Source organism: Pseudomonas sp. NFIX10 (genome assembly GCF_900111955.1).
Classification (GTDB): domain Bacteria; phylum Pseudomonadota; class Gammaproteobacteria; order Pseudomonadales; family Pseudomonadaceae; genus Aquipseudomonas; species Aquipseudomonas fluorescens_AA.
Map to the genome: position 1 here is coordinate 41,166 of NZ_FOKH01000024.1, position 22,931 is coordinate 64,096.

19 protein-coding genes are annotated in these 22,931 nt (G+C 63.1%); 14 read left to right on the top strand and 5 right to left on the bottom strand.

Going from position 1 to position 22,931, the window contains the following annotated elements; genetic code table 11:
- Positions 1–37: 37 nt before the first annotated feature.
- From BM321_RS20720 to BM321_RS20730, 3 genes are all read left to right on the top strand, one after another.
- Complete coding sequence (locus BM321_RS20720) at positions 38–1,606, top strand: sensor domain-containing diguanylate cyclase (RefSeq protein ID WP_092444432.1); 1,569 nt, start codon at positions 38–40, stop codon at positions 1,604–1,606.
- Positions 1,607–1,724: 118 nt separating this feature from the next.
- Entirely contained in the window at positions 1,725–3,725 is a 2,001-nt protein-coding gene (locus BM321_RS20725; protein WP_092444434.1) for a peptidase U32 family protein, read from the top strand.
- Between the two features lie 360 nt (positions 3,726–4,085).
- Positions 4,086–5,825, top strand: coding sequence for a dipeptidase (locus tag BM321_RS20730; RefSeq protein ID WP_092444436.1), 1,740 nt, complete (start codon positions 4,086–4,088; stop codon positions 5,823–5,825).
- Positions 5,826–5,890: 65 nt separating this feature from the next.
- On the opposite strand, the gene BM321_RS20735 is transcribed toward BM321_RS20730, so the two are convergent.
- The 3 genes from BM321_RS20735 to BM321_RS20745 all read right to left on the bottom strand — a co-directional run bounded on the left by BM321_RS20735 (position 5,891) and on the right by BM321_RS20745 (position 10,134).
- Positions 5,891–7,075, bottom strand: coding sequence for a porin (locus BM321_RS20735; RefSeq protein ID WP_060742065.1), 1,185 nt, complete (start codon positions 7,073–7,075; stop codon positions 5,891–5,893).
- A gap of 390 nt (positions 7,076–7,465) precedes the next feature.
- Complete coding sequence (locus BM321_RS20740; RefSeq protein WP_092444438.1) at positions 7,466–8,740, bottom strand: glucarate dehydratase family protein; 1,275 nt, start codon at positions 8,738–8,740, stop codon at positions 7,466–7,468.
- Positions 8,737–10,134: an MFS transporter gene (locus BM321_RS20745; RefSeq protein WP_256573464.1), complete on the bottom strand. Its 1,398-nt coding sequence runs from the start codon at positions 10,132–10,134 to the stop codon at positions 8,737–8,739. The genes BM321_RS20740 and BM321_RS20745 overlap by 4 nt, the downstream gene beginning before the upstream one ends.
- 108 nt (positions 10,135–10,242) lie before the next feature.
- On the opposite strand from BM321_RS20745, the gene BM321_RS20750 reads away from it, so the two are divergent.
- Entirely contained in the window at positions 10,243–11,139 is an 897-nt protein-coding gene (locus BM321_RS20750) for a LysR family transcriptional regulator (protein ID WP_060742062.1), read from the top strand.
- A 50-nt stretch (positions 11,140–11,189) separates the two neighbouring features.
- Here the strand turns inward: BM321_RS20750 and BM321_RS20755 are convergent, their stop codons facing one another.
- Positions 11,190–12,113 (bottom strand): LysR family transcriptional regulator, encoded by a 924-nt coding sequence (locus tag BM321_RS20755; protein ID WP_092444442.1) that lies wholly within the window; start codon positions 12,111–12,113, stop codon positions 11,190–11,192.
- A 128-nt stretch (positions 12,114–12,241) separates the two neighbouring features.
- Here BM321_RS20755 and BM321_RS20760 point away from each other — a divergent pair, with 128 nt between their 5' ends.
- Positions 12,242–12,448, top strand: a complete 207-nt coding sequence (locus BM321_RS20760) for a tautomerase family protein (protein WP_092327878.1) — start codon at positions 12,242–12,244, stop codon at positions 12,446–12,448.
- Between the two features lie 296 nt (positions 12,449–12,744).
- Complete coding sequence (locus BM321_RS20765; protein ID WP_092327877.1) at positions 12,745–13,479, top strand: SDR family NAD(P)-dependent oxidoreductase; 735 nt, start codon at positions 12,745–12,747, stop codon at positions 13,477–13,479.
- Between the two features lie 52 nt (positions 13,480–13,531).
- On the opposite strand, the gene BM321_RS20770 is transcribed toward BM321_RS20765, so the two are convergent.
- Positions 13,532–14,923, bottom strand: coding sequence for an aminotransferase-like domain-containing protein (locus tag BM321_RS20770; protein ID WP_092444444.1), 1,392 nt, complete (start codon positions 14,921–14,923; stop codon positions 13,532–13,534).
- A 137-nt stretch (positions 14,924–15,060) separates the two neighbouring features.
- Here BM321_RS20770 and BM321_RS20775 point away from each other — a divergent pair, with 137 nt between their 5' ends.
- The 8 genes from BM321_RS20775 to BM321_RS20810 all read left to right on the top strand — a co-directional run bounded on the left by BM321_RS20775 (position 15,061) and on the right by BM321_RS20810 (position 22,921).
- Entirely contained in the window at positions 15,061–16,227 is a 1,167-nt protein-coding gene (locus BM321_RS20775) for an MFS transporter (protein ID WP_092444446.1), read from the top strand.
- 140 nt (positions 16,228–16,367) lie between these two features.
- Positions 16,368–17,039, top strand: a complete 672-nt coding sequence (locus BM321_RS20780) for a GntR family transcriptional regulator (RefSeq protein WP_092327870.1) — start codon at positions 16,368–16,370, stop codon at positions 17,037–17,039.
- A 112-nt stretch (positions 17,040–17,151) separates the two neighbouring features.
- Positions 17,152–18,084 carry a 4-hydroxyproline epimerase gene (locus BM321_RS20785; RefSeq protein ID WP_092444448.1) on the top strand — a complete coding sequence of 311 codons (933 nt, stop codon included), beginning with the start codon at positions 17,152–17,154 and terminating at the stop codon, positions 18,082–18,084.
- Positions 18,081–19,196, top strand: coding sequence for an NAD(P)/FAD-dependent oxidoreductase (locus BM321_RS20790; protein ID WP_092444450.1), 1,116 nt, complete (start codon positions 18,081–18,083; stop codon positions 19,194–19,196). Before BM321_RS20785 ends, BM321_RS20790 begins: the two co-directional genes overlap by 4 nt.
- Before the next feature lie 191 nt (positions 19,197–19,387).
- Complete coding sequence (locus tag BM321_RS20795; RefSeq protein WP_092327867.1) at positions 19,388–19,624, top strand: 2Fe-2S iron-sulfur cluster-binding protein; 237 nt, start codon at positions 19,388–19,390, stop codon at positions 19,622–19,624.
- The gene (locus BM321_RS20800) at positions 19,621–20,877 is read left to right on the top strand and encodes an NAD(P)/FAD-dependent oxidoreductase (RefSeq protein WP_092444452.1); all 1,257 of its coding nucleotides are present in this window, start codon (positions 19,621–19,623) and stop codon (positions 20,875–20,877) included. Before BM321_RS20795 ends, BM321_RS20800 begins: the two co-directional genes overlap by 4 nt.
- A 241-nt stretch (positions 20,878–21,118) precedes the next feature.
- Positions 21,119–21,868, top strand: a complete 750-nt coding sequence (locus tag BM321_RS20805; protein WP_092444454.1) for an AraC family transcriptional regulator — start codon at positions 21,119–21,121, stop codon at positions 21,866–21,868.
- 234 nt (positions 21,869–22,102) lie between these two features.
- Positions 22,103–22,921, top strand: coding sequence for an ABC transporter substrate-binding protein (locus BM321_RS20810; protein WP_072404405.1), 819 nt, complete (start codon positions 22,103–22,105; stop codon positions 22,919–22,921).
- The last annotated feature ends 10 nt before the right edge of the window (positions 22,922–22,931 follow it).

A 22,931-nucleotide genomic window follows, 5' to 3' on the forward strand; every position in this document is an offset into this window, starting at 1 on the left:
GTGAACAGTGCAGACCCGTCATGGAAAGGATACGTCAATGCTCGGACGCAAACAGCCAGAGCCCAAGATCGAAAGCCCCGATGAGGCCTTCTCCCCGCAAGCTGTGCGGGCAGGAGCGGCATTCCGGCTGACCGTGAGCTTCATGCTCGTGGTCGTCATCGCCTTCCTGGCCGTCGAAGGCTGGCGGGCCTGGCGCGACTACCGCGCCGCCTTTGCGTCTGCCCGGGATTCGGTGACGAATCTGGCGCGGGCGACGGCCCAACACGCTGAAGATACCATTCGACAAGTGGATGTGGTCACCGCCGCCCTCGCCGAACGGGTGGAGGGCGATGGCCTGCAGAACATGGACATCCCGCGCATCCATAAGCTATTGGTGCAGCAGGCCGCCATCATGCCGCAACTGCACGGATTGTTTATCTACGGCCCGGACGGCCAATGGCTGGTGACGGACAAGGAGACGATCCCGGAAATGGCGAACAACGCCGACCGCGACTACTTCCAATACCACCGCACCCACGAGGATCGAGGCGTGCGCATCGGTGACGTCGTCAAGAGCCGTTCCACCAACGACCTGATCATTCCCATTTCCCGTCGCCTGAACAACCCCGATGGCTCGTTCGCCGGCGTATTGCTGGGGACCGTGAAGGTCAGCTATTTCGTCGACTACTACGGCGACTTCAAAATCGATGGCAAAGGCGCGCTGGTCCTGGCCAAGCGCAGCGGAACGATCCTGGTCCGACGTCCCTTCGTCGCTTCGGTGATTGGCAAGAGCCTCGTCAACAGCGTGATTTTCAGGGAACATTTACCCACCTCCAACCAAGGGGTTGCCGAAGCCAAGGCCGTCGTCGACGACACCGAGCGCCTGTACGGCTACCGGGCCCTGACCACTTACCCGCTGGTGGTGGAAGCCGGCTTGTCCCGCGAATCGATCATCGCGCCCTGGCGCCGCGACCTGTTCAAGACCGGTCTGGTGCTGATTTTCCTGATCACGATTCTGGTGGGCTTCGGGCTCATCGTATTGAGCCAGCTGCGCTACCGCATGGCCATGGAGAAGCAGATTCGCAGCGCCCACCAGGCCATGCGCGACATGGCGCTGACCGACAGCCTGACCGGGCTGGGCAACCGCAGGCGGCTGGACATTGCCCTGGCCGATGAGATCCGCCTGGCCAGGCGCCAGGCTTCGTCCCTGGCCCTGATCATGCTCGATGTCGATTACTTCAAGCGTTTCAACGACAGATACGGCCATGCCGCCGGGGACGATTGCCTGCGGGCGATTGCAGCCGCGCTCAGGCAGACCATCAAACGGCCGGGGGACCTGGCGGTCCGCTACGGCGGTGAAGAGTTCACCGTGCTGCTGCCAAACACCGACAGCGCTGGCGCCACCCAGGTCGTGCAGCAAATCCTCGAAGCGGTCAGGGCCTTGAACATTGAACATGGCGACCATCCCTTGGGCATCGTGACCATCAGCGCGGGCGTCACCACCTGCCAGCCGAGCGGCGAGGACGTCACCCCGGCCATGCTGATCAGGGCCGCCGATGCCTTCTTGTACCTGGCCAAGAACACCGGGCGAAACCGCTGGTGCAGCGCCGACTCGACGCCGGGGTGAACCCTGCGGGAGCGCCGCGCATCGGTCAGGATCGTGCAAAACCAAGTCCACAGGTGCCGGCGAGGCGCCTGGCGGCTACAATGCGCGCTTCGACCGTGACCAGCCTGACTAAAAACAAATGTCCTTGCCCAAACATCATCTGGAATTGCTCAGCCCCGCCCGCGACGTGACCATCGCCCGCGAGGCCATCCTGCATGGCGCCGACGCCGTGTACATCGGTGGCCCGAGTTTCGGCGCGCGTCACAACGCCTGCAACGAGGTGGGCGATATTGCCCGGCTGGTGGAATTCGCCCATCGCTACCACGCCCGTGTGTTCACGACCATCAACACCATCCTGCACGACAATGAACTGGAGCCGGCCCGCCAGCTGATCCACCAGTTGTACGATGCCGGCGTCGACGCGTTGATCGTCCAGGACCTGGGGGTGATGGAGCTGGATATCCCGCCCATCGAGCTGCACGCCAGCACCCAGACCGACATCCGCACCCTGGCCCGGGCAAAGTTTCTCGACCAGGCCGGTTTCTCGCAACTGGTCCTGGCCCGTGAGCTGAACCTGCAGGAAATCCGCGCCATCGCCGACGAGACCGATGCGGCCATCGAGTTCTTCATCCACGGTGCGCTGTGCGTGGCCTTTTCCGGCCAGTGCAACATCTCCCACGCCCAGAACGGCCGCAGCGCCAACCGTGGCGACTGCTCCCAGGCCTGTCGCCTGCCCTACACCCTCAAGGATGACCAGGGTCGGGTGGTCGCCTATGAAAAACACCTGCTGTCGATGAAAGACAACAACCAGAGCGCCAACATCCGTGCCCTGGTCGAAGCCGGCGTGCGTTCGTTCAAGATCGAAGGCCGCTACAAGGACATGGGCTATGTGAAGAACATCACCGCCTATTACCGCCAGCGCCTGGACGATGTCCTCGAAGACCGCCCGGACCTGGCGCGCGCGTCCAGCGGGCGCACCGCGCACTTCTTCGTCCCCGACCCGGACAAGACCTTCCACCGTGGCAGCACCGACTATTTCGTCAGCGAGCGCAAGATCGACATCGGTGCCTTTGATTCGCCAACCTTTACCGGTGTGCCGGTGGGCGTGGTGGAAAAAGTCGGCAAGCGCGACCTGCAAGTGGTGACCTTCGATCCGCTGTCCAACGGCGACGGTCTCAACGTGCTGGTCAAGCGCGAAGTCGTCGGTTTCCGCGCCAACATCGCCGAACCCAAGGGTGAATTCGAAGAGGATGGCCAGAAGCGCTACCGCTACCGCGTCGAACCCAACGAAATGCCGGCCGGCATGTACCAGCTGCGTCCCAACCACCCGTTGAGCCGCAACCTGGATCACAACTGGCAGCAAGCGTTGCTCAAGACTTCCTCCGAGCGCCGGGTCGGCCTGGCCTGGGTCGCGCGCCTGCGGGAAGAGCGCCTGGAACTGACCGCCACCAGTGAGGAAGGCATCAGCGTCAAGGTCTCCCTGGACGGGCCGTTCGGCCTGGCCAACAAGCCGGAACAGGCCTTGGAGCAACTGCACGACCTGCTCGGCCAACTGGGCACCACCGAATACCACGCCACCGCCATCGAGCTGGATGCGCCCCAGGCGTTCTTCATCCCCAACTCGCAGCTCAAGGCGTTGCGCCGCGAAGCCATCGAAGCCCTGACCGCCGCCCGCATCGAAGCCCACCCACGCGGTGGCCGCAAGGCCGAGACCAGCCCGCCGCCGGTGTACCCGGAGTCGCACCTGTCGTTCCTGGCCAACGTCTACAACCAGAAGGCCCGGGACTTCTATCATCGCCACGGGGTCAAGCTGATCGATGCGGCGTTCGAGGCCCACGAGGAAACCGGTGAAGTGCCGGTGATGATCACCAAGCACTGCCTGCGCTTCTCGTTCAACCTCTGCCCCAAGCAGGCCAAGGGTGTCACCGGCGTGCGCACCAAGGTCGCGCCGATGCAACTGATACACGGCGATGAAGTGCTGACGCTGAAGTTCGACTGTAAACCCTGCGAGATGCATGTGGTCGGCAAGATCAAGGGGCACATCCTTGACCTGCCATTGCCCGGCAGCACGGCCCAGCCCGTGGTGGGCCATATCAGCCCTGAAGACCTGCTCAAGACCATTCCACGCGCGCCGCATTAAACAATACCCACCCGCTTCCCCTGGGGAGCGGGTGTTCCCAACATGTGTGTCCAGCACAGATACCCCCGTGGGAGCGAGCTTGCTCGCGATGGCGTCAACAGGATCAGCATAGATGCAAGCTGAGCCACCGCTATCGCGAGCAAGCTCGCTCCCACATTGGGTCGCGGGTGTTCACAAAGCGTGTGCCCCGCTCCCACACTGAGTGTCGGCTGGAATGGATTTTTCATTTCTGCGCCGTTTTCGCTTTTCCGGGCGACAAATGCTGTTCAAGGGCTCCCCCGCCGCGCGTTCGGGGTGTTAGGTTGTAAGTGATTGTTTCATCAACCGACACTTCTTCCCTGCAAAGGAATGCCTGCCACCATGAACTTCCCGTTCAAGCGTCTTGCCGTTGCCACCCTCGTACTGTCCAGCCTGTCGTCATTCGCAATGTCGGCCAACGCCAATATCACCGCACAACAAAGCGCGACCATCGTCAAAACCTTCTCCGACACTTCCATCACCGATTTCCGACAGTTCCTCGCAGAAGTCGCCAAAAGCGACCTCGCCAAAACCGCGAACCTCGGCCCGGCCATCAGCGCCTTCCAGGCCAACAAAACCCTGTCGGCTGAACAACAGAACGAAATCCATCGCCTGCTGGGCCTCTACGCCCGGGTGAAATATGGCAAAGCCGCCACCGAGACGCTGAAGGAACTGGTCGCCATCCCGACCTTTCGCAAGGACGGTGTAGCCCAGCACGAGAATCCGGAATTCCTCAAGATCGCCGACAAGATCAAAAGCCTGGCCGAGGCGTTCAAGCTGAACTTCCGCAACATCGACAACCGCGTCTATGAGATTTCCCTCGAAGGCAGCAGTGACGAAGTCGTCGGTATCCATGCCCATGCCGACGTGGTGCCGGTCACGCCGCAAAACTGGGTGTTGAAAGACGGCACCCGCCTCGATCCGTTCAAGGTCACCCTGGTGGGCGACCGCATGTATGGCCGGGGCACCGAGGACGACAAGAACGGCATCGTCGTGGCGCTCTACGCCATGAAGATCATCAAGGAAGAAAAACTGCCACTGGCGCGCAACTTCAAGCTGCTGGTCGACACCACCGAGGAAACCACCGGCGACGCCATTCCTTACTATTTCGAACGCAACCCGACGCCCAACTACAACCTGGCGCTGGATGGCGGCTACCCGGTGGTGATTGCCGAGAAAGGCTACGGCACCGTCATGGCGAACTTCGCCCGGCGTACGGCACAGGGCAAGGGCGCGCAAATCACCGCATTGACCGGCGGCCTGGCGACCAATCAGATTCCGTCGACCTCCGTGGCCACCTTTGCCAGTGACAAACCTGCCGAACTGGCCGCCGAGCTGCTCAAGGCCGCGACCGACTATGCCAAGCGCAACGGCGGCAATTTCGAAGTGGGCACGCAGGTCGTCGGCAAGGACGTGCAACTGACCTTCACCGGCGTATCCGCCCACTCCTCCGAGCCCGAGTCAGGCGTCAACCCGGTCGCGCGGATGCTGGACTTCATCAATGGCCTGGACGGCAAGGTCGCGCTCAAACACAACCACATCACCGACGCCGCCCGCTACGCCGCCGACAACTGGGGCCTGGACTATCTGGGCAGCAAACTGGGGATTGGCTTTTCCGATGCCTTCATGGGCCCGCTGACCGCGTCCCTGACGTTCGTCGGGATGGATGAGAAGACCTTCAAACTGGCGGTCAACCTACGGGTACCGGTCGGCAAGACCACAGAAGCCCTCAAGACTGACATTGCCGACAAGCTGGCCGCCTGGAGCAAGAAATCCCAGGTCGCGGTGGCCTTCGACTACTCCATCGACGAGCCGATGTACCGCAACCCCGAGGGTGAATGGGTCAAGGCTCTGTTGGCCGTGGCCAGTGAGAACCTGGGCATGGAACACAAATACGGCACCTCCGCCGGCGCCACCTCGGTCCATGACCTGCCCAACGGCGTGCAATTCGGCCTGGCGATGCCCGACGTCAAGTACACCGGCCACAACGACAACGAATTCAAGACGGTGGAGCAGTTTCTGCTGGACTTGCAGATCGTGACCGAGATGATGGGGCGGATCGGGCAACTGCCGAAGTTGTAAAACACCCCTGTGGGAGCGAGCTTGCTCGCTCCCACAGGGTTATGTGCGCAGCCAGGAGGTATCCCTTACCAGGTGAGCACCGCGCCCACCGCAAAGGTGTCGGTGTCTTCGTTCTGGGCGCTGGTGTCGTGGCCGTTGATTTCGAACTGGTTGTACTCGGCCACGAGCTTGAGGTTGTCGTTGATGTCGTGGAACAGCGCGATGCCCCGGGTTTCGTAATCGGCGCCACTGCCTACCACGCCGTTGCCGTCGTCATCGGTCTTGCCGTAGGACAGCGCCAGGCGGTTCTTGCCCAGCTTGTACGAGCCCTGCAACAGGTAACCCTTGCTGTCGACATTGCGCAGGGTGGCTTCACCGGCGTTGTTGGTGAAGAACGGGTTGATGCCCTTGGCCTGGAACCCCGAACCGGTGAGCGACAACCCACCCATCTTGGCCTGCACACCATACCCCAGGCCTTTGGAAGTCACCGATTCGACGGTGGAATCGGTGTTGTCCGAGGTCTGGTAGCTGCCGTTGAGCCAGCTATAGATCTTCGCCCCGCCCAGGTCGAACTGGTAGGTGATCTCGCTCTCGGTGCGCGGGTTTTCCTGATAGGCCTTGCCGGTAGCGCTGTTGTCGTTGGTGTCCACCGGGTCCATGATCCCGACCGCCACCCTTAGCCCGTCCATCACCGGCGTGCGGTAGGTGATCTGCGAGGTCGGGAACGGGTACGGATAACCGCTGCCGATGTTGCCAAACGACACCCCACCGCCGTCCACCAGTCCCAGGGTGTCGCTGACCTGACCATAACCGGCCAGCAGTTCGTCCAGCAGGATGTTGGAGCGGGCAAACAGGCCGAAGTCCTTGCCGATCAGCACTTCGCCCCACTCCGGATTGGCCACGGTGCCGTAGAACTGCCGTACGTCGATGGCGGTGTCGGTGCCATTGGTTTCACTGTCGTTGATGGTCACCCAGAACGAAGCCCGGGCGCCGAGCTTGAGGTCATCGACCTGCTTGCCCATGTTGAAGCCCAGGTAGTTGGGCAAAAAACCCATCTTGACCCGCGCCTGCCGACGGTCGTACTGCTCACCCGCGCGGTCCACGTCGCTGTTGACGTAGAAGGCGTTGATGTAGCCGTCGGTGGAAAAGGTGGTCTGGTCCTTGTCGTACAGCATGATTTCAGCGTTGGCCCAAGACGTCAGGCCCAGGCTGGAAAGACCGGCGATGACCGCAGGCAAAAAACGCAGGCAGGTATTCTTATTGTTGTGCATGGCGCGCTCCGCAACAGGGGACGGGATGTCGGAGGCGATTATCGAAAGGTGCCAGGGCGCGTCATACGCTGCCTTGGAGGCAATTGGCGAATGCTTTGGCAGCGCCGGCCCGGCGCGGCAGTTTGGGTGTAAGACGGCGAGGACGAGGGGCGCGACAGCTTGGGTGTAAGACTGCGTTGCCGACGGGCGTGGTACTTTGGGTGTGGGCCGGTTGTCCTGCTTATTGTGGGAGCGAGCTTGCTCGCGATGGCGGCAGGTCATTCAACAATACGGTTGGCTGACACAGCGCTATCGCGAGCAAGCTCGCTCCCACAGGTTTGCACCGTGTTGCTGTTGTGGCGAGGGAGCTTGCTCCCGCTGGCCGGCGCAGCAGGCCCCCTCGCTATCAGCTCAGAACCTCGGCTTGACGGTCTTCCACTCCGGCCGGTAGCGCTGCATCTGCCGCACATCGTCGCGCTGGCGGATGCCGCAACTGAGGAACTGGTCATGCAGCTTGCCCAATTGATCCCGGTCCAATTCCAAGCCAAGGCCCGGCGCCCGGGTGATCTTCACGCAGCCGTCGACAATCGGCAGTTTGCCGCCCTTGATCACTTCTTCATCCGGCTCCTGCCACGGGTAATGGGTGTCGCAGGCGTAGTCCAGGTTCGGCACCGCGGCCGCCACGTGGGCCATGGCCATGAGGCTGATGCCCAGGTGCGAGTTCGAATGCATCGATACGCCCAGGCCGAAGGTGCTGCACATTTTCGCCAGGGCCTGGGTGTCCCGCAGACCACCCCAGTAATGGTGGTCGGCCAAGACGATCTGCACGCTGTCCAGGGCCACGCTGCGGCGGAACTCATCGAAATCGGTGACCACCATATTGGTCGCCAGCGGCAGCCCCGTGCGTTTGTGCAGTTCGGCCATGCCTTCGAGCCCTGGCGTCGGGTCTTCGTAATACTGCAGGTCATCCCCCAGCAGCTCGGCCATGCGAATCGAGGTTTCCAGGGACCAGTTACCGTTGGGGTCAATGCGCAACGGGTAGCCGGGAAAGGCCTGTTTCAGCGCCTTGATGCAAGCGACTTCATGTTCCGGATCGAGGGCGCCGGCCTTGAGCTTGATGCTCTTGAAGCCATAATCCTGGATCATCCGCCGGGCCTGGGCGACGATCTGCCGTTCGTTGAGCGCCTCGCCCCAACTGTCGGGCGGGTACGGCGAATCGATGTGCTCGGCGTATTTGAAAAACAGGTAGGCACTGAACGGGATCTCGTCGCGAATCGCGCCGCCCAGCAGGTCCACCAGCGGCACGTTCAGGGAGTGGGCCTGCAAATCCAGACAGGCCACTTCGAACGCCGAGTAGGCATTGCTCACCGCCTTGCTCGCATGGGAGCCCGGTGCCAGTTCGGCGCCGGCAACGCTGGCCGGTTTATGCGCGGCGACGGTCGCCTGGACGATGGCCCGCAACTGATTGAGGTTGAACGGGTCCAGGCCGATCAACTGGCTCTGCAACTGCTGCTGGATCGCCAGGGCCGGGGCATCGCCGTAGCTCTCCCCCAGGCCGATGTAACCGTTGTCGCTCTCGATCTCGATGATCGAGCGCAGCGCGAACGGCTCATGGATACCGCTGGCGTTGAGCAAGGGTGGATCGCGAAAAGCGATGGGGGTCACGGTGACGCGTTTGATCTTCATACAGCGGCTCCCGATGGGCCAGGGTTCAAGGCTTGGTTTTTTTCCGGCTGATTGGCTTCGGCAACGGTTTCGGGCCGGCCGGACAGTGAGCTCGGGGTATCGCGCTTCGGCGTGGTGCGGGCGAAAAAGATCACCACGGCGGCTACGAGCGAGGTGGCGGCCAGCCCATACAGGCCACCCTCGATGGAGCCGGTGGTCTGCTCCAGGAAACCGAAAGCCGTGGGCGCGACGAAGCCGCCGAGGTTGCCGATGGAGTTGATCAGGGCGATCACCGCCGCCGCGATGCGCGCATCCAGGTAACCCTGGGGGATCGGCCAGAACAACGCCGACGCCGCCTTGAAACCAATCGCCGCGAAACAGATCGCCACGAAGGCGAAGATCGGCCCGCCGGTGGTGGACATGAACATGCCGAACGCGGCGACCACCAGCGTCACCGCGACCCACGCCTGCTGGAATTTCCATTTGCCGGCCAGGGCCGCGAAGCCGTACATCGCGACGATGGAAATGATCCATGGAATGGAGTTGAGCAAGCCGACCTGGAAGTCACCCAGGTTGCCCATTTTCTTGATCATGTTCGGTAGCCAGAACGTGGCGCCGTAGATGGTCAGGGCGATGGAAAAGTAGATGAAACAGAACAGCGCGATCTGTCGGTCGGCCAGCAACTTGAACATCGACGGCTTGATCACTTGCGCCGCTTCCCGGGCCCGCTGCTCTTCGGCGATGGCGGCGATCAATACGGCTTTCTCTTCAGCCGTCAGCCATTTGGCCTGGCTCGGGTGCGATTGCAGCCAGAACCAGACGAACCCGCACAGCACGATGGAGGCGAAACCTTCGATCAGGAACATCCACTGCCAGCCATGCAGACCCATCCCGCTGATGTGCAGCAAGGCGCCAGACACCGGGCCGGAAATCACCGAGGCGATGGCCGAACCGCTGAGGAAGATCGCCATCGCCTTGCCGCGCTCGTTGGCGGGCAGCCATTGGGTGAAGTAGTAGATGATGCCGGGAAAGAAGCCCGCCTCCGCCGCGCCAAGAATGAAGCGCAGCACATAGAAGCTGGTTTCACCTTGCACAAAGGCCATGGCCATCGCCGCCGCGCCCCAGGTGAACATGATGCGTGTCAGCCAGGCCCGCGCGCCGTAGCGTTGCAGCAGCATGTTGGACGGGACTTCGAACAGCGCGTAGCCGACGAAGAACAACCCGGCGCCCAGCCCATAGGCGGCAGCGCCGATGCCCAGGTCGGTTTCCATATGGCTGCGCACGAAGCCGATGTTGACCCGGTCGATGTAGTTGACGATGAACATCACCACCACCAACGGCAGTACATGACGTTTGACCTTGGCCGCCGCGAGCGCCAGGGTGCTGTCATGGGTGGAGTCCGTTACGTTATTCAAGGGGTGCCTCCCGATCATTGTTTTTGTGGGGAACGGGACGATGATGGACACGGTGGATTGTTCCCGTCTAATCTAACTTGGCACTTGATTGATACCTGGATTGAATCAATGTTTGAACTGGCCCAGTTGCGCTGCTTCACCACCGTGGCGACCGAACTCAACTTCCGTCGCGCCGCCGAACGCCTGAACATGACCCAGCCACCGCTGAGCCGGCAGATCCAATTGCTGGAACATCACCTGGGCGTTGAACTGTTCACCCGCAGCACCCGCAGCGTGGCACTCACCGCCGCCGGCCGGGCGTTTTTCATCGAAGCGCAGAACCTGTTGGAGCAGGCGCAACAAGCCGCCGTGGCGGCCCGGCGCTTCGCCCAGGGCGACATTGGTTCGGTGACCATCAGCTTCGTCGGCAGCGCGGTGTACGAGTTCTTGCCCAAGGTGATTGCCGAAGCGCGGTTGAAGCAGCCGCAGGTCAAGATCGTCCTCGCGGAGATGAACACCTACCAGCAGCACGAAGCCTTGCGGGCACGGCGCATCGACCTGGGCATCGTCCGCTCGCCACTGCTGGAAACCGGCTATGCCACTGAATGCCTGGTGCGCGAACCCTTCGTGCTGGCGGTCCCGGCCGGGCATCCCCTGGCGACTGCCGACACGGTGAGCGTCCAGGACCTGGACGCCCAGCCGTTCCTCATGTACTCGCACTCCGCCTACCCGCCCTTCAACGAACTGCTCACCGGCATGCTCCGCTCGGCCCGGGTCGCGCCGCAATTCGTGCAATGGCTGGGGTCATCGCTGACGATCCTGGCCCTGGTCAACGCCGGCATGGGCCTGGCCCTGGTCCCGCGTTGCGCCACCAGCGTGGTGTTCAAGCAGGTGGTGTTCCGTGAGATCGACCTGGGCGAAGGGGTGCAGAGCGAGTTGCACCTGGTGTGGCGCGAGGACAACGACAACCCGGCGTTTACCATGTTGCTGGAGGGGATCCGGGGAGCGGTTCGCGAGGGGTTGTGAATGCGCCACCACGGCTAAGAGGGGTCATCCCCTCGCCACAGGTTATTGCGTCAGGCTCCGGACCAGTGCTGCCGGTACTCCAACAGGAAGTCCACGAAGGCACGCACCCGTTGCGGCACATATCGGCCATGGGGATACAGCAAGGTAAACGGACGCGAGCGCCCCGCAAAAGGCGCAAGTACCTCCACCAATTGCCCATTGGCCAGCTCCTGCTCCACGATGAATTTGTAGGTCTGGAACAAGCCGGCGCCATGTTTGGCCAGCGTCACACCACCGAGCACGTCGTCCGAACAGCAATACCCTCCTTCGCCGAACACCTCCTTTTCCTTGCCCTCGACATTGAACAACCAGGAAATCCGGCGCCCGCTGCTGGGCAATTCGAACTGGATGCACTCGTGGTCGTCCAGGTCTTCAAGGACCTGCGGCGTGCCGGCCTTGCGCAGGTAATCCGGGGACGCGACCACCACCAGTTTCGCGTCTTCCAGCAGACGGGCGATCATCGACGAGTCCGGCTGGGCCCGCACCCGGATGGCGAGGTCATACCCTTCGGCAACGAAATCGATGTTTCGATTGCTCAGGTGCAGGTCCACGCTGACCCGCGGGTACAGCGCCCGAAAGGCCGGCAGCAACGGCAGGATCCGATGATGCCCATAGGTGGTGGGCAGGCTGATGCGCAGTTGCCCGGATGGCACCGATTGGGCGCCCATCATTTCCTGTTGCGCCTCGACCAGTTGCGTCAGCGCCTGCCGGCATTGTTCGAAATAGGTCTTGCCGGCTTCGGTCAGGCGGATGCTGCGGGTGGTGCGTACGAAAAGCCGTGAGCCCAGGCGCTCTTCCAGGCGAAAGATCGAGCGGCTCACCGCCGCCGGGGTAACCCCCGCCAACTGCGCCGCGGCCGTGAAACTGCCCGCCTCCGCCGCGAGGCAGAACAGTTCTATGCTGCCCAACTGCAGGTCTTCGAAATGCCGCTTCATGATTCGTTACACCGCGTATCAACTGAAGTTTTCAAAGGCCTGTTTATCAGCCCATGGCGTATAAATACAGTGGCCTTGCAATATGCGGGCGTTGTCCTGCGTTCATTTCCCATCAGTTGGAGTGCAACATGCCTTTCGTCAACGTACGAATTACCCGAGATGGCGTCACCCGTGAACAGAAAGCCCAGGTGATTGCCGAAATCACCGAAACCCTCCAGCGCGTGCTGGGCAAGGACCCTCACTTGACCCATATCGTGATCGAGGAAGTCGACACCGATAACTGGGGATACGCGGGGATGACGACGACGGCGTATCGAAGTCTTCCCAAGGAGTAGCGCTCCACCCTTGCGAGCCCGGTCCGATTGACCGGGCTTTTTTTTGCCTGCCAACCCGACAACACTGTGGGAGCGAGCTTGCTCGCGATGGCGGCGTGTCAGTCAACATCACTCCCGACCGACCTGACGCCATCGCGAGCAAGCTCGCTCCCACAGGGGCCCTTGTCATTGATTACATGACGTATCAACTCAAGTACCAGAAGTCTTATTTATCAAACCCTGAGGTATCAATACCCTGAGCTCAACCACCGCCATACAGGCGCATCGGTTCCATTCAATGTGATCAGGAGTCAATCATGAGTCTCAACAAAACCGTCATCATCACCGGCGCTTCCAGCGGGATCGGCCTGGGTTTGGTCAAGGCGTTCCTGGCCCGGGGGTATAACGTGGTGGGCAATGCCCGCTCCCCGTCCGGACTGGACGCTGCCGCCGCCCAGCTCGGTCACCCGGCCGGTTTCATGGGTGTGGCCGGCGACATCGCTGACCCGGCCACTTCAACCGCCCTCATCGCCCAAGCTGTCGAGGCATTTGGCGCCGTTGACGGGCTGGTGAACAACGCTGGCTTCTTCCTGCCGAAACCCTTCGTCGAATACAGCCCCCAGGACCTGGACGCGCTGCTGGACACCAATCTCAAGGGCCTCGTCTACGCCAGCCAGGCCGCTGCCGCGCACATGATCGGTCGTCAGCGCGGCTTCATCATCAACATTTCAGCCGCCGTGGCCCTGCAGCCGAACATCCAGGTCCCGGCTGCGCTGCCCGTGTTGATCAAGGGCGGCGTCAACCAGATGACCCGCGCCCTGGCCCTGGAACTGTCGCCCCACAACATCAAGGTCAACGCGGTCGCCCCCGGCATCATCGACACGCCCATGCACGACCCGGCGCACCGCGACTTCCTCGACAACCTGGCCCCGGCCGGTCGCGTGGGCACCATCGAGGAAATTGCCGAAGCCGTGTTGTACCTGGCGGGCGCTGATTTCACGACGGGCGCGATACTGCCGGTGGACGGCGGGATGAGCACCGGCAAGTGGTAGGAAAAACTGTGGGAGCTTGCTCGCGATGACGCCAGAACAATCTCCCCATGCCCTACTGGCCCGACACAATCGATTCCTGCGCCACCCGCTGGAAAAACGTCTGCGCACGATGATCCTGGGTATAGGCCACGTTCAACCGCAACCAATCGCACGCCTCCCCTTGGGGCAGGAACGTCGAACCCTGGGACAGTTGGATCTGCAACTCCCGGGCGATCTGCTGCACCCGTTGTGCCGCCAGGCACCGAGGCCTGGCCCAGACGAACATCCCCCCCATCGGCTCGGCAAACACCTCCCAATGGGCCGGGTCCAGTTGGCGCAGCGTACTTGCCATCTGCTTGTTCAGGCGTTGGCGCAAGCGCTGGATCAGCTTGCGATAGGCACCGTTGGCCAGCAACGTCGCTACCACGTTTTCCGCCAGCAGCGAACAACCGATGCCGGTAATCATCTTGACTTCGGCCAGGCGCCGGATGATGTCGGGCTGGGCGACCACGTAACCGATGCGCAGCGAACTGGACAAGGTCTTGGAAAAACTCGCCAGGTAGATCACCCGGTCCAGGGCATCCAGGGAGGCCAGGCGGGACGTCGGGCCATTCTGGAAATCGGCGTAGATGTCGTCTTCGATGAGGCGAAAGTCATGGGCCGTCGCCAGTTGCAGCAGACGATAGGCCACGCTCGGCGCCAGGCTGGTGCCGGTGGGGTTCTGGTACATGCTGTTGATGAAGAAATACGAGGGTTTGTGCTCGACGAGAAGCTGTTCCAGGCGGGCGATGTCCGGGCCTTGGGCGGTTCTCGGCACCGCCACGGTCTTGACCCCCTGCAGCCTCAGCAGATTGAACAGGTTGTAGTAGCCGGGGCTTTCCACCAGCACCAGGTCGCCGGGCTTGAGCAGGGTTCGCACCAACAGGTCGAGGCCCTGGCTGGCGCCTTGGGTGGTGATGATCTGTGCCGGGTCGACGTGAATGTCGATCAGGCCCAGGCGTTTTTGCAGTTGCAGGCGCAGATGAGGCGAACCCAACGGGGTGCTGTAGTTGAACAATGCGTGGTTGTCGCTGCGCACCACCTGGCGGATCGCCTGGCCCAGGTCGGTGTCGTCACGCCAGGCGTCGGGCAGCCAGCCGCAACCGAGCTTGAGCTGCGTCGATTCATTGTCGAACAACCGCCACGACGGATTGTCCGTGTCAGGTAGCGGCTCCACTGGCCGGACCAACTGCTGCGCGACAAAAAAGCCCGCGCCATGCCGAGACTCCAGCACCCCACTGGCAACCAGTTGGTCATAGGCCTTGATCACGCTCGACAGGCTCAGGCCATTTTCCCGGGCCAGTTGGCGAATGGACGGCATTCGCGCGCCAGGGCGAATGCCATGGGCGTTGATCCAGGCCGTGAGGTGCGTGACGAGCTGCCGGATCATGGGCTCGGCAGTGTAGCGATCAATCTTCAGGTCCACGGCGGGCACTCTTGGCTAAGTGTTCTCGATTTTCGAGAAAACAGTTAAACACAAATGGCCGGCGTCTGTTCCTTGTTTGCGTTGTGCCCGGCGGTGATAGTCCCCGGGACTTCATGCGTACCCTTTAAGGAACACTCTTGAACCCACAGCATCAACATGCCTGGGGGCTGGCTTTCGGCCTCTGCCTGATCACCCTTGCGGTCAACCTGCAGGCGCCGCTGTACACCACTTATGCGCAGTTGTCCGGCTCCGGGGCCGGGGCCACGGCGGTAGCGTTTTCCGGTTATGTGCTGGGGGTGTTGCCGGTCCTGCTGGCGTTCGGTGGGTTGGCCGACCGGGTGGGCCGCAAGCCGTTGATCCTGGTCGCGCTCGGGTTGTCGATGCTGGCGACGCTGGTGACGTTGCTCTGGCCAAACCTGGTGGCACTGGGCGTGGCGCGCTTGATGATGGGGGTCGGCACGGGGCTGGCCTCGGCCACGTCGACCGCCTATATGACAGAACTCATGGCAACCCGCGATACCCGCTCGCCGGCCAACCGGGTCACCGCCAGCACCTCCCTGGGCTTTGGCCTGGGCGCGGCGTTGACCAGTCTGTTCCTGTTCGTTCATCCCAGCGCCACGCCCGGCAGCTTCTGGTTGCAACTCCTGTTGGCCGCCCTGGCGATTGTCGTGGTCTGGCGGCTACCGGACCCGGCGTTGAAAATCACAGACGCGCCGCTGCTGCGCCTGCCTTTGTTTCCCGCCGGCAGCCTGCCCTACAGCTTTTCCATGCTGTTGGCCTGGGCGACTTCGGGCCTGGTCATCGCCATATTGCCGTCGGTGCTGGCAACCCACGATTTGCAGCGTTGGTCGGGCCTGTCGACCTTCACGGTCATCAGTTGCGGCTTGCTCTTCCAGCCTTGGGTGCGGCGCATGTCGCCGGCCAGGGCCACGGGCCTGGGGTTGTTGATCCTGCCGCTGAGCTACGCGTTGCTGGCCTGGGGCGCGAGCGCCGGCTCCCCGCTCGCCGTGTTGCTGGGAGCGCTGGGCGCCAGCAGCGCTTGCTACGGTTTCCTGTACCTGGGTGGGTTGTCGGCCGTCACGGCCATGGCCGGCGCGGAAAAGGCTCGGGTCAGTGCCGGTTTTTTCCTGTTCGCCTATGTCGGGTTCAGCATCCCGGTGGTGGTGACCGGGTTGCTGGCCGATCATTTCGGCGCGGACGTGGCGTTGATCGTGTTCGGCCTGGCGTTGTTGGCTGGGGTGTCTGTTACCGGATGGCGCATCGTCCGGACCGAGGCTTATGTGAGCCACCTGTCCCACGGCTGAACACACCCACCTGTGGCGAGGGAGCAAGCGCCCTCGCCACAGGTGCTGGCTGAAGGATTGGGGGAAGCCTTGGACAGCTCGACACTGCGCTCGGCAAAGTCGTATACCATATCCCCACCTAAGCCGAACGATCTGCCGCCGTGACTTTATCCAAGTTCAACCTGCCTGACCTGGGCAACACCCCTTCCACCTCGGAAATCATCACCCGCCATCTGCGCGACGCCATCGTGGCTGGGCATTTTGCCGAGGACGAGCCGATTCGCCAGGATGACATCGCTCGCCAGTTCAACGTCAGCAAGATCCCCGTGCGCGAGGCCCTCAAGCGTCTGGAGGCCGAAGGCCTGGTGATGTTCCAGCGCAATCGCGGGGCGATGGTGACGCGCATTTCCGAGGCGGAGCTGGCGCAGATGTTCGAGGTGCGCATGCTCCTGGAAGACAAAGTGCTGCGCCTGGCGATTCCCAACATGACCGAAGACACCTTCGCCCGCGCCGAAAGCATCTGCCGGGAGTTCGTCGGTGAAGACGACGTCGGGCGTTGGGCCGAACTGAACTGGCAACTGCACGCCTGTCTCTACGAACCGGCACAACGGCCGTTCATGGTGAGCCTGATTCGCTCGGTCCACGACAAGCTGGAGCGTTACTTGCGCATGCAGATGAGCCTTTCGGCCGGTAAGGACCGAGCCGATCACGAGCACCGGGAAATCATCAAGGCCTGTCGCGCCGGTGATGTCGAGCGGGCCGTGGCGCTGCTGGACGAACACATTGCCGGGGTCTGCGAGACCTTGTTCAAGTTCCTGCCTTCCACCCATTGATGGGCCAACGCTGTGCCGATTTCGTCATCGACGACAGATAAAACCATCAAGCCGTCGCCCCTGGGCGCGGGCCACGCTTGCCGTCACTCATCTGAACGGACGTGGCCCTCCCATGAAACGCATCACCGTGATCGATTCCCATACCGGCGGCGAACCGACCCGACTGGTCACCGACGGTTTTCCTGACCTCGGCCAGGGCAGCATGGCCGAGCGCAAGCAACGCCTGGCCGCCGAGCATGACGCCTGGCGCACCGCCTGCGTGCTGGAACCCCGGGGCAGCGATGTGCTGGTGGGGGCGCTGCTCTGCGAACCGGTGGACCCAAGCGCCTGTGCCGGCGTGATCTTTTTCAACAACAGCGGCTACCTGGGTATGTGCGGCCACGGCACCATCGGCCTGGTGGCGTCACTGGCCCACCTGGGCAGGATCGGCCCCGGCGTGCACAGCATCGAAACCCCGGTGGGCACGGTACAGGCAACCTTGCACGAAGACCGCTCGGTCAGCGTGCGCAACGTGCCGGCCTATCGTTACCGCAAGGCACTGGCCCTGGAAGTGCCCGGCATCGGCCAAGTGGTGGGCGATGTGACCTGGGGCGGCAACTGGTTTTTCCTGATCGCCGAACATGGCCAGCGCGTGGCCGGCGACAACCTCGACGCATTGACCGCCTACACCTACGCCGTACAGCAAGCCTTGGAGCAGCAGGGTTTTCGCGGCGAGGACGGCGGCCTGATCGACCATATCGAACTGTTTGCCGATGACCCGCAAGCCGACAGCCGCAACTTTGTGCTCTGCCCGGGTAAGGCCTATGACCGCTCCCCTTGCGGCACCGGTACCAGCGCCAAACTGGCGTGCCTGGCGGCCGATGGGAAATTGCAGCCTGGACAGATCTGGCGCCAGGCCAGTGTCATTGGCAGCGAGTTCGAAGGTTCCTACGAACGCTCGGGCGAGCGCATCGTGCCAACCATTCGCGGTCGCGCCTACATCAGCGCCGAAACCACTCTGATCATCGACGCGGACGACCCGTTCGCTTGGGGCATTCGTCCTTGAGCCAGGGCCATGTCGCCGACGTGATCGTCATCGGCGCGGGCATCATTGGCGCGGCCTGTGCCCAGGCATTGGCCCGGCGCAACGTCAACGTGCTGGTGCTGGACGCTGGTTGGCACGGTGCCACGGCGGCCGGCATGGGGCATCTGCTGGTGCTGGATGACAACCCGGCGGAACTGGCCCTCAGTCAATACTCCCTGCAACGCTGGCGCGAACTGGCCCCGGCCCTGCCCGAGGGTTGTGCCTGGCGCAACAACGGCACCTTGTGGCTGGCGGCCAATGCCGAAGAAATGGCCGTGGCCCAGAGCAAATACCTGAACCTGCTGGCCCATGGCGAAGCCTGTGAATTGATCGGCCAAGCCGCTCTGCGTCAGCGTGAACCCGAGCTACGCCCAGGGTTGGAAGGCGGGCTGCTGATCAAGGGCGACGGCATCCTCTACGCTCCGGCGGCCGCCCGCTGGATGCTGGACGCGCCGGACATTCGCCAGCAACGGGCACAGGTCAGCGAAGTCGACGGTCACCGCGTGCGCCTCGGCGACGGTCGCTGGCTGAGCGCCGACGCGGTGGTCCTCGCTAATGGCATCCAGGCCACCGAGTTATGCCCGGAACTGCCGATCGAGCCGAAGAAGGGCCACCTGCTGATCACCGACCGCTACCCCGCCACCGTCACTCACACCCTGGTGGAACTGGGCTATGTCACCAGCGCCCATAACGCCAGCGGGCCGTCGGTGGCGTGCAATATCCAACCACGCCCGACCGGACAATTGTTCATCGGCGCATCACGGCAGTTCGGCACCGTCGATCCGCAGGTGGAAGGCTGGATGCTGGCGAAGATGCTCAAGCGCGCCGTCGAATACATGCCTGGGTTGGCGCATCTGAACGGCATCAGGGCCTGGACCGGTTTTCGCGCAGCGAGCCCCGACGGCTTGCCGCTGGTGGGTCAACATCCGCAACGCAAGGGGCTGTGGCTGGCGGTCGGTCACGAAGGCCTGGGGGTCACCACGGCGCCCGCGACGGCCGACTTGCTGGTGGCGCAGCTGTTCAACGAAACCTCGCCGCTGCCCGCGCAGCCTTACCTGCCGCAGCGTTTCCTGGGAGAGCCGGCCCATGCCTGAAGCCCGACACAAGTCCTTGTGGCGAGGGAGCTTGCTCCCGCTGGACTGCGCAGCAGTCCCCTGGATTGTCCTGACACACCGAGTTGTCAGATCGTTATCGGGGCCGTTACGCGCCCCAGCGGGAGCAAGCTCCCTCGCCACGGGATGGGCGTTTGGCGCTGATATCCATTTATCCCTGGGGGATTGTTCCTATGCCTGATCTATTCCTCGATGGCCGCCCGTTCTCGGTTGCCAACGGCACCAGCGTCGCGGCGGCATTGGCGCTGGGCGCGGACGGTTGCAGCCGCACCTCGGTCAGCGGCCAGCGACGGGCGCCCTTGTGCGGCATGGGCATCTGCCAGGAGTGCCGGGTGTTGATCGATGGCCGTCGCCGCCTGGCCTGCCAGACCTTGTGCCTCGATGGCATGCATGTGCAGACCCGACCATGAACGAAACCACCGACCTGCTGATCATCGGCGCCGGCCCCGCGGGCATGGCCGCTGCCCTCGCCGCGGCAAGCAGCGGTGCACGCATCGTGCTGCTGGACGACAACCCGCTGCCCGGCGGCCAGATCTGGCGCGACGGCCCCCAGGCCAACCTGCCCGCCGCCGCCCGACGCCTGCGCGATCAACTGCACACCTGCGCCAACGTACGCTGCCATGCCGGTACTCGCGTGATCGCCTGCGCGGCGGATAAAACCTTGCTGGTGGAAGACGCCGAGCGCGGCTGGCAGATCAGCTACGAGCGCTTGATCCTCTGCACGGGTGCCCGTGAGTTGCTGCTGCCGTTTCCCGGCTGGACACTGCCCGGCGTGACCGGCGCCGGCGGGTTGCAGGCGTTGATCAAGGGCGGCTTGCCCGTGCGCGGCGAACGGCTGGTCATCGCCGGTAGCGGCCCCTTGCTACTGGCCAGCGCCGCCACGGCAAAGCATCAGGGCGCCCAGGTGGTACGCATCGCCGAGCAGGCCCGTCGCGGCGCCGTCGCCGGTTTCGCCGCGCAATTGCCACGCTGGCCGGGGAAGTTTTTCCAATCGTTCAGCCTGTTCGACCGGCACTACCGCACCGATACCCATGTGGTGGAAGCGCTTGGCCGGGACCGGCTGGAGGGCGTGCGCCTGCAACAGCAAGGCGAGACGATTGAATTGGCCTGCGATCGGCTCGCCTGCGGTTTCGGGCTCATTCCCAATACCCAGTTGGGCCAGGCCCTGGGCTGCGCGGTCGAAGACCAGGCGCTGGCGGTGGACGCGTGGCAAGCGACCTCTCGCCGCGAACATTACGCCGCTGGTGAGTGCACCGGTTTCGGCGGCAGCGAACTGGCGCTGGTGGAAGGCGCCATCGCCGGCCATGCCGCCGTCGGCAACAGCGGCGCCGCCCAACAGCTGTGGCCCCGTCGCGCACGTTGGCAGGGTTTCGCCCGGGCCTTGAACACGGCCTTTGCCCTCGATCCACGCCTCAAGACCCTGGCCACGGCGGACACCCTGGTCTGCCGCTGCGAGGACGTGCCGTATGGCGAACTGGCCGGCCATGGCAACTGGCGCGAAGCGAAACTGGCCAGCCGCTGCGGCATGGGCGCCTGCCAGGGCCGAGTGTGCGGCGCCGCCCTGGAACACCTGTTCGGCTGGACCTCACCCCTCCCGCGCCCGCCCTTCAGCCCGGCGCGGATCGAGACCTTGCTGAACCTGACAGAAACCCCACCCACCTGACTGATCTGCACTCACCCCAATCCCCTGTGGGAGCGAGCTTGCTCGCGATAGCGGTGGGTCAGCTTGCATCGATGTTGGATGCACTGACGTAATCGCGAGCAAGCTCGCTCCCACAGAAGGTTTGCAGGAGATACCGCGGCCCCCAATGTGGGAGTGAGCCTGCTCGCGAAGGCGGCGTGACAGGCAGCACATTTTCGACTGACACTGCGCCATCGCCCCACAAAAAAAGACGACGCCGGCCATGTACCCCTCGCTCACCTCCCTAGCCCCTTGCGACCTCGACACCCTGTTGCGCAGCCTGCAGCCCATCGCCCCACTGCTGGACACCCTCACGGACGTGGTGTTTTTCATCAAGGACCCGCAGGCCCGCTACGCCTTCGTCAACCAGACCCTGGCCCGGCGCTGCGGTTTCAAACACCGCGGCGACCTGCTCGGCCTCACCGCCGACCAGGTGTTCCCTGAACGATTCGGCCCGCTGTACACCGAACAGGATCGCCGGGTGCTGGCCAGCGGGCGGGAGTTGGCCGACCAGCTCGAACTGCATTTGTATTACGGCAACCAGCCCGTATGGTGCCTGACCCACAAGCTCGCCCTGCACGACCCGGATGGCCGGATCGTCGGCCTGGCCGGCATTTCCCGCGACCTGCAACTGCCGCAATCGAGCCATCCGGCGTTTCACAAACTGGCGGCGGTGGACGCCCATATCAAGCAGCATTTCGCCCGCCCCATCAGCCTTGCCGAGCTGACCGCCATCGCCGAATTGTCGGTGGCGCAACTGGAGCGCCACTGCAAGCGCATCTTCCAACTCACACCGCGGCAGATGATTCACAAGGCCAGGCTGGAGGAGGCCTCGCGGCTGTTGCTCGACCAGGACCTGCCGATCACCGAGATCGCCCTGCGCTGCGGTTACACCGATCACAGCGCCTTCAGTCGCCAGTTCCGCGCCCTGACCAGCCTGTCCCCCAGCCAGTATCGCGAAAATCAGCACTGATCCTTGTTCCCTGATGGGGCGTCGGGTTCCGTGGTTGCTCCCATCTGTAACACCACGAGCCAACGCAGCACCCTGCCTCTATGTGCCTCCGCCCGCCGGGAAAGCCTCTAGGTCAGTCCTTCAACACAATTACTGCGGCTCACCCCGAAACAGGCATGCCGATTGCTTATCTAATATCGTATACGAAATCCTCAATACGATATCTCACCGCATTTATTCGACAGCGAGGCATTTATGAAAAACCCTGCATTGGCCGTAGCCCTCAGCGTTGTCCTCACCCCGCTTTTCATCGCCCCGGCCCACGCCGACAAACTCGACGACATCATCGGTTCCGGCAAATTGCGCTGCGCCGTGACCCTGGATTTCCCGCCCATGGGCTTTCGCGACGAAAGCAACAAACCGGCGGGATTCGACGTGGACTATTGCCAAGACCTGGCGAAGGTCCTCGGCGTAGACGCCGAAGTGGTGGAAACGCCGTTCTCCGACCGAATCCCCGCGCTGCTGTCGGGCCGCGCCGACGTCATCGTCGCCTCCACTTCCGACACCTTGGAGCGAGCCAAGACCGTCGGCCTGACCGTGCCCTACTTCGCCTTCCAGATGGTGGTGCTGACCCGCGACAACACCGGCATCAACAGCTACGCCGACCTCAAGGGCAAGGCCTTGGGTAACACCAGTAGCACCTACGAAGCCATCGCCCTGGAGAAGGACCAGAAGAGCTGGGGCAGCGGCAGCTTCCGCGCCTATCAGTCGCAGAACGACACCCTGCTGGCCGTCGCCCAGGGGCACATCGATGCCACCGTGGTGACCAACACCGTGGCCGCCGCGACCATCAAGTCGGGCAAGTACAAGGGCCTGAAGATCGCCGGTGACGCGCCCTACGTCATCGACTACGTATCCCTCGGCGCCAAGCGCAGCGAGTATGGCCTGCTCAACTACCTCAACCTGTTCGTCAACCAGCAGGTGCGCACGGGCCGCTACAAGGAGCTGTTCGTCAAATGGGTCGGCACCGACATTCCGCCGGCCAACCTGACCGTTCCCCAGGTCTACTACTGAGGATCGGCGC